This is a genomic window from Actinoplanes sp. TFC3, from assembly GCF_001553785.1.
Taxonomy (GTDB): domain Bacteria; phylum Actinomycetota; class Actinomycetes; order Mycobacteriales; family Micromonosporaceae; genus Actinoplanes.
In genome coordinates this window covers 3083520-3090579 of record NZ_LOJP01000001.1, presented here as the reverse complement: position 1 = coordinate 3090579, position 7060 = coordinate 3083520, and the positions used below count along the sequence as shown (strand labels likewise).

Annotated in this window: 7 protein-coding genes and 1 pseudogene; 7 read left to right on the top strand and 1 reads right to left on the bottom strand. The window is 69.5% G+C overall.

Translation table 11 applies throughout. The features are described from left to right. The 6 genes and pseudogenes from TFC3_RS13735 to TFC3_RS13710 form a co-directional block, all read left to right on the top strand. Nucleotides 1-458: pseudogene (locus TFC3_RS13735) on the top strand (glycogen debranching enzyme); the annotation flags it as partial. A 267-nt stretch (nt 459-725) separates the two neighbouring features. Beyond that, complete coding sequence (locus tag TFC3_RS13730; RefSeq protein ID WP_067499756.1) at nt 726-1133, top strand: hypothetical protein; 408 nt, start codon at nt 726-728, stop codon at nt 1131-1133. Then, complete coding sequence (locus tag TFC3_RS13725; protein WP_236718117.1) at nt 1130-1603, top strand: MerR family transcriptional regulator; 474 nt, start codon at nt 1130-1132, stop codon at nt 1601-1603. Before TFC3_RS13730 ends, TFC3_RS13725 begins: the two co-directional genes overlap by 4 nt. Nucleotides 1604-1792: 189 nt before the next feature. Continuing rightward, on the top strand, nt 1793-2119 hold the full coding sequence (locus TFC3_RS13720) for a hypothetical protein (protein ID WP_067499754.1): 327 nt from the start codon (nt 1793-1795) through the stop codon (nt 2117-2119). Nucleotides 2120-2165: 46 nt separating this feature from the next. Continuing rightward, the gene (locus TFC3_RS13715; protein ID WP_236718116.1) at nt 2166-3623 is read left to right on the top strand and encodes an MFS transporter; all 1458 of its coding nucleotides are present in this window, start codon (nt 2166-2168) and stop codon (nt 3621-3623) included. Beyond that, nucleotides 3620-4678, top strand: a complete 1059-nt coding sequence (locus TFC3_RS13710; RefSeq protein WP_067499750.1) for a spore photoproduct lyase family protein — start codon at nt 3620-3622, stop codon at nt 4676-4678. Before TFC3_RS13715 ends, TFC3_RS13710 begins: the two co-directional genes overlap by 4 nt. Before the next feature lie 148 nt (nt 4679-4826). Here TFC3_RS13710 and TFC3_RS13705 read toward each other — a convergent pair whose 3' ends face one another. After that, entirely contained in the window at nt 4827-6401 is a 1575-nt protein-coding gene (locus tag TFC3_RS13705) for a CocE/NonD family hydrolase (protein WP_082772038.1), read from the bottom strand. A 74-nt stretch (nt 6402-6475) separates the two neighbouring features. On the opposite strand from TFC3_RS13705, the gene TFC3_RS13700 reads away from it, so the two are divergent. Then, nucleotides 6476-7042 (top strand): TetR/AcrR family transcriptional regulator, encoded by a 567-nt coding sequence (locus tag TFC3_RS13700; protein WP_067499748.1) that lies wholly within the window; start codon nt 6476-6478, stop codon nt 7040-7042. Nucleotides 7043-7060 lie beyond the last annotated feature (18 nt).

Below are 7060 nucleotides of genomic sequence, written 5' to 3'. Positions count from 1 at the left end.
CCCGCCAACACGACATCCTCACCACCTTCACCCAAAGCCTCACCCACCTACGCGCCCAACACCCCATCTTCCGCCGCCGACGCTTCTTCACCGGCGACCTGGTGGGCGACAACAACATCCCCGGCATCGCCTGGCTGCGCCGCGACGGCGAACCCATGACCCCAGCCGACTGGAATGAGCAGTCCGGCATGACCATGACCGTGTTCCTCAACGGCAACGGCATCCCCGAAACCGACGCCCTCGGCGAAGCCATCATCGACAACTCGTTCCTCCTGCTGTTCAACCCCCTCGGCGAGGGCGTCACGTTCACCCTGCCGCCCCCCTCGTACGGCACCGGCTGGGAAGTGGTCGTCGACACGGCCGACCCCCTGCTGGCCAGCCGCAAGAAGGTGGCGATGGCCGCGGGCACCCTCGACGTGGGCGGCCACACGATGGTGGTGTTGCGCTCGCGGTACTGATGTGAGGTCGCGCTGAGCAGTTCTGGACCGTGGTGGCGGCGACGATACGGGCGGGTGGGGGTTGAGCCTTTCGGCCCGTCGGCAACCGCCGCTGCCGCGGTTTTGCTCAGGGCACCTGTTCAGGGAGGCGGACAGGCCCGGTGAATCGGCGGCTGGGCCGGCGCGGCAGACCGCGAACACCGCCGATCGGCCGGGGCGCTGGCCTGGTGAGTTGGTGGTGCGTCCCGGTTTGCATCCGGTACCCGGGTACAGGCTTACCGTCAAGGCATGACCACCACGGGAGAGCAAGAATGGGTGCCCGGCGCGTGCACCCTGCCGAGCGTCGAGCGGCCGCTGCGAGTGGCCGAATTCGACGAGCTGTTGGCAACCACGTTGCGCGGCCAGCAGCGCCTGTCGCCCACGGTGCTGTCCTGGGACCTCGACCCGAGCTACGAGGCAAAGGCCCGGGACCTGACTGCGCGGGAAAGCAAATGCTGCTCGTTCTTCACCTTCGCGTTCGCGGCAAGCGGTGACGCGAGCGGTGACGCGAACGTCAGGGCGAGCGGTGACGCGAACGATGAGGTGAGCGACAACACCAGCGGCAGGGCGTTGCGGCTCGACATCGAGGTCCCGGCCGCGCACACAGCGGTCCTGGACGCGTTGCAGCGCCGGGCCGCTGATCGGATGCGGTCGTGAGCGGTCTGCACAGCAACAGCGGTCCGCACAGCAACAGCGGATTGCGCAGCAGCCAGGTCGCCGGCGCGGCCGGGGTCAACTTGCAGACCCTGCGGTACTACGAGCGGCGCGGTCTGCTGGCCGAGCCGGACCGTAGCCCCGGCGGGCACCGGCTTTACCCGGTCGAGACGGTGACCGTGCTGAAGGTGATCAAGGCGGCGCAGCGGCTCGGGTTCACGCTTGACGAGGTTGCCGATCTGCTTGCCGCTGGGGGTCACCGGCACGGGCGTAAGGACCTCGGACTGCGGCAGCGGACTACGGCCAAGCTTGCCGAGGTCGAGGTCAAGATGGCTGACCTGCAGGTGATCGCGGCGACGCTGCGAGCGGCCGTTGCCGCCGGCTGCGACGACCTGGTGACCTGCGCCGGCCAGCAGTGCTGCCCGATCCCGTTCGCCACCATCGCGCTGGAAGCACCCGACACCAACCCCTAGCCGCGACCGCGAGACCGCGTGGCAATGATCGGCAAGCGGGAACTGCGGGCGTACCGTAATGCGGGCCCGCGAAGGCACCGGCCGGGCCCGGGTGCAATGCCGGGCGGGCTCCGGAAACGCCCGGCAGTCCCGGGAAAACCCCCAGGCAGATCCGGCAACGCCGGGCGGACTCAGGAAATGGTGGGGGCGATGGCCGGCAAGCAACCGCCGGAGCGCACCGATGACGGGCATTTCGTCATCATCTCGGGTCGTCGCTGGCGCGCAACCGACCCTGACATCCCCGACGATGTGGCCGCTGAGCTGCGCAAGGCTCTGATGTCGGCCCGCCGCGACGTCGGTACCTTGCTGCGGGCGGGCGAGGACCCGGCACCCGCGCGAGCCCGCGTCCAGCTCGCCAAGGTGGCGCTGGGGGAACGCGGTGACCCATGGTGGACCCAAACCGCCGGCGAACGCCGTCAGCGCTGGGAACAAGGCCTCGACGCGCTCAAGAATCAGCCGCCAGCCGAGGAGCAATAGTCCGTGGTGGTCGTGTGTCCGGGGCTACCCCCGAGTTTGCTGCATCATGCAGGTCATCGGGCGTAGAAAGGAGGAGATGCCACCGTTGACCCACCGCCGCCGCCTGCTGGTTCTCGCGATCTGCTGCCTGAGCCTGTTCATCGTCGGGCTCGACATCACCATCGTGAACGTCGCGCTCCCGTCGCTGCGCACCGACCTCGACGCCCCCGTCTCCGGCCTGCAATGGGTGATCGACGCGTACTCGCTGGTGCTGGCCAGCCTGCTCGTGCTCGCCGGGTCCACCGCCGACCGCGTCGGACGCCGGCGCATCTTCCAAACCGGGCTGGCCCTGTTCACCCTGGGCTCCCTGCTGTGCAGCATCGCCCCCAGCCTGGGCTGGCTGATCGCGTTCCGCGCCATGCAGGCCATCGGCGGCTCCATGCTCAACCCGGTCGCCATGTCGATCATCACCAACACGTTCACCGAGCCCCGCGAACGCGCCCGGGCGATCGGCGTGTGGGGCGGCGTGTCGGGCCTGAGCATGGCCGCCGGTCCGGTGCTCGGCGGCGTGCTCACCGAAACCCTGGGCTGGCGCTCGATCTTCTGGGTCAACGTCCCGGTCGGCATCGCGGCGATCATCCTGGCCGCCCTGTTCGTGCCCGAGTCCCGCGCCGAACGCCCGCGCAGCCTCGACCCCGTCGGTCAGATCCTGGTGCTCGTGCTGCTCGCCTCGGTCACGTTCGGCATCATCGAAGGCCCCAGCGACGGATGGTTCTCACCGCTGATCCTGGGATGTTTCGCTGCGGGGGTGGTGGCGCTGACAGTGCTCATCCCGTACGAGAAAAAGCGCCTTGAACCGCTCCTGGACCTCAAGTTCTTCCGCAGCGTGCCCTTCAGCGGCGCCACCTTGACCGCGGTCTGCGCCTTCGGCGCGCTGGGCGGCTTCCTGTTCCTCAACGCCATCTACCTGCAGGACGCGCGCGGGCTGTCGGCGCTGCACGCCGGGCTTTACACGCTGCCGATGGCGCTGACCACCGCCGTGGTGGCCCCGCTGGCCGGACGCATCGTCGGTGCACGCGGGCCGCGACTGCCGCTGATCCTCGCCGGCGCCGCCATCGCGCTGGCCATGCTGCCGCTGATCCGGCTCACCGCCACCACCCCGACCTGGCAGCTGTTCCTGGGGTACCTGCTGTTCGGCTTCGGCTTCGGCATGGTCAACGCCCCCATCACCAACACCGCCGTGTCCGGCATGCCGCGCGCCCAGGCCGGGGTGGCCGCAGCGATTGCCTCGACCAGCCGTCAGGTCGGCAGCTCGCTCGGCGTCGCGGTGATCGGTGCGGTTGTCGCCTCCGGCCTCGGCGCCACCAGCGCCATCCGGCTGGCGGCCGGTTCGCGTCCCGGCTGGTGGATCATCTGCGGATGTGGCATAGCCGTGCTGGTCCTGGGCATCTTCACCACGACCGCCCGCGCCCGCGAGACCGCCGCCCGCGTCGAGACCAGCGAACCGGAGTTGATCAAAGCGTGAACGACCTCTTTGACATCCGGCGCATCTACGTCGAGCCCGCGGCCGCCGACCTGCCGCGCGGCAAGGAGATCCTGGCCCGCTTCCCCGACGCCGAACGCGTGGAAGTCGAACGCCACGACCGCATCCCGGAGTTGTACGGCGACGAGACCAACGTGCGGCGCTGGGTGCGCATCAAACGAGAAGCCCTGGTGCTGGGGGTCAAGAAGTCACTGGCCGCGCGCCCCAACGGCCGATCCGCGGATTTCATCGCCCCGTCGACCGCCAACGGCTGCGCGATGGCCTGCGCCTACTGCTACGTGCCCAGACGCAAGGGCTACTCCAACCCCATCACGGTGTTCGCCAACATCGACAAGATCTGCGGGTACGTCCAGCGTCACGCCGCCCGTCAAGGCACCAAACCGGGGCCCAACGAATGCGACCCGCACGCCTGGGTCTACGACATCGGCGAGAACAGTGACTGCTCGCTGGACGCCCGGGTCAGCGACAACGTGCGGGACCTGGTGGAACTGTTCCGCTGGATTCCCACCGCGAAAGCCAGCTTCGCGACCAAGCACGTCAACCGGGACCTGCTGGACTGGGCGCCGGGTGGTCGTACCCGGATAAGGTTTTCCTTGATGCCGCAGCGCGATGCCAAGCTGCTGGACATCCGCACCTCCCCCGTCGCCGAGCGCATCGCGGCCATCGACGACTTCGTGGAGGCGGGATATGAAGTGCACGTTAACTTCAGTCCTGTGGTCGTACGCGATGGATGGCTCGAGGATTGGACCGCGCTGCTGTCGGAGCTGGACGACGGCATCGGAGCAAAAGCCAAGGCCCAGCTCGCCGCCGAAGTCATCTTCCTGACCCACAACCGCGACCTGCACCAGGTGAACCTCGGCTGGCACCCGCGCGCCGAAGACGTGCTGTGGCGCCCCGACCTGCAGCAGCCCAAACGCTCGGAGAACGGCGCCATCAACGTCCGCTACCGCACCGGCGAGAAGGGCCGCTACGTGGCCGCGCTGACCGACGCCATTGAACGCGTAACGCCGTACTGCCGCATCCGCTACGCGTTCTGACCGCTGTTCTACTCAGGACTTGCTCCCCGTCACTGTGTGGCTGACCGTGCACACCCTCTCTGGCGTCCTAGGATCCTAGACATGAGCTGACCCCGGCGCGCCGCCGCCGCCGCTGTTTCATGGCTTGGGACGCCCGCAGCAGGCAGTCCTACTTCAGGGGCAGATCAAGATAGGACCCACCACCGACCGTGACGGTACGGCCGGACTCGTTCTCGTCGAAGTAGAGCGGGTCCACTGTGTCAACCACCAGCGTCACCGCATGACCCGCCGGCACGTCGTACGCGGTCGCCCACAGGTCCACGTCCACCGTCCGATCCCCCGCCGACGTGCCGGTCCAACTGACCGGTGCGTGGGTGATCAGCGTGGCCGTCCCGACCGCGTCCAGGTCGTACAGGTAGGCGACCACCGTCCCCGTGCGCTGGGTTCCGATCAGGTTCAGGTGCAGGCGCGGCGTACCTCGTACCCGCTGCACTGCCGACGGTCGCACGCCGGCCCACACGCCCGCCCGTGAGCGGTCCACCGCGGGCAACCATATGGTGGGCCGCAGGCCGGTGAAAGCCCCGGCGCCGTTGGTCAGCAGCACCACTCCCCCGTTGGCCACCGTGTCACGGCCGGTGGGAAGGCTCTTCGTGAGCGACGCAGCAGGAGCGCCCCCGAGCAGGCCCGTACCCTCCAAGGTCCGGATTGCACCCAGGCCGAGCCGCGACGTCGAGCCCGCGAGCGCCGACCAGGTCGCATACTGCTCGATCCCCGCGTTCCAAGGCTTCACCACGACCGGCGGTTCGGCAGGGACGCCCGTGTCGACGCCGGCCAGGTACTGGTCGAACCAGCGGGACAGGCCGGCCCACACGTCGTTGGGCAGGCCCGCGAGCCCGGTCAGCTCGGCGATTGCGTGGTCGCCGGGGCGCAGTTCGAGGCGTTTGGGACCCGCCAGCGCCGTGAAGAAGCCGGTCAGCTGGTTCGGGGGGAAGAACGAGTCGCCCCACGCGTTGGCGATCAGCACGGCCGGGCGGTTGGTGTTGAGCTGATCGAGATAGGTCACGGCCGAGCGTTGCGCCGCCCAGGCCGCCACCTGCTCGGTGTTGCGCCCGGCGAAGAAGTCGGCCAGGTTCCCGGACAGTTCGGGGCCGGGGTTGCCGACAGCCTGGGCTGCGACCTGCAGCAGACCGGCGGACTGCCGGTGCCGGGTCTGGTCGCCGGACAGCGAATAGTTCAGGTCGGTCCACCCGCTCAGCACGCCCACGGCCCGGATTCGAGGATCAAAAGCGGACCCCAGCAAGCTGATGCCGGCACCGTACGAGACCCCGGCCGCCCCGATGCGTTGCGGGTCGGCCCCGGTGGTGGTCACGGCCCAGTCGATGACCTTGGAGAGGTCGGCCCGGTCGCGCGGGCCCGCGGTGTCGATCTCGCCGCCGGAGAGCCACCAGCCGCGCGGGGTGTACGAGACAACCACGTAGCCCCGGGCGGCCAGTTTCGCGGCCTGGGCCACGTATTCGAGGTCGTTGAGTCCCCAGCTCGACGGGAAGATGATCGCCGGGTGGCGCCCCGCGGCGGCCGGGGCGATCACGGTGGCCTTGAGGTTCACGCCGTCGCCGGGGATGTCGACGAACCGCAGCGCGGTGGTCGCCGCCTGCGCGGGCGAGGGCGCGAACAGGACGGTGGCGGGAACAAACACGACGGTGGTCAGCAGCAGGAGCAGCGAGAACGCGAGACGGCGCACCATGGACGGACGATAGGAGCGGGTACCGAGGGATAGAAGATGGTGACATTCTCGTTACCGCTGGGTAACATCTCCGTGTGTTGTATGGCGCACCGCCCGCCCGCCGGCGCGACGCCTTGCGCAACCGCGCCGCGATCGTCGAGGCCGCCAGCACGGTGCTGAGCGGGCCCGGATCGGCAGCGCTCATGCCGGAGACGGCCCGGCTCGCCGGGGTCGCTCAAGCCACGCTGTACCGCCACTTCCCCGACCGGCAGGCCCTGGCCGCGGCGGTGATCGAGCACCATCTCACCCGGCTCGCGGCCAGGGCGGCGTCGACTCTGGAGCATCCCGAGACGCTGCGACCCCTCGTACGAGACGCGCTGCACCGCCAGGTCGTCATGCGCCCCCTGGTGCTGCGCGCCCAGCGCCTCGAGGACGACACCCGCCTGCGCTACCAGCGCCGGCTCATCACCGCGTTCACCGCGCCCCTGCACCACGCCCAGGCCGGCGGCTTCGTGCGCGCCGACGCGGTTCCCGGTGATCTGCTGCTGCTCGTGCTGATGCTGCAGGGCGTGCCCGACGCCACCGCCGCCCACCGATCCGTGGAGCTGCTGCTCGACGGCCTGTTCGCACCCCCTGATCGAGGCCACTGCGGCAGGGCATGACGGCAGCAGCAGACGCGG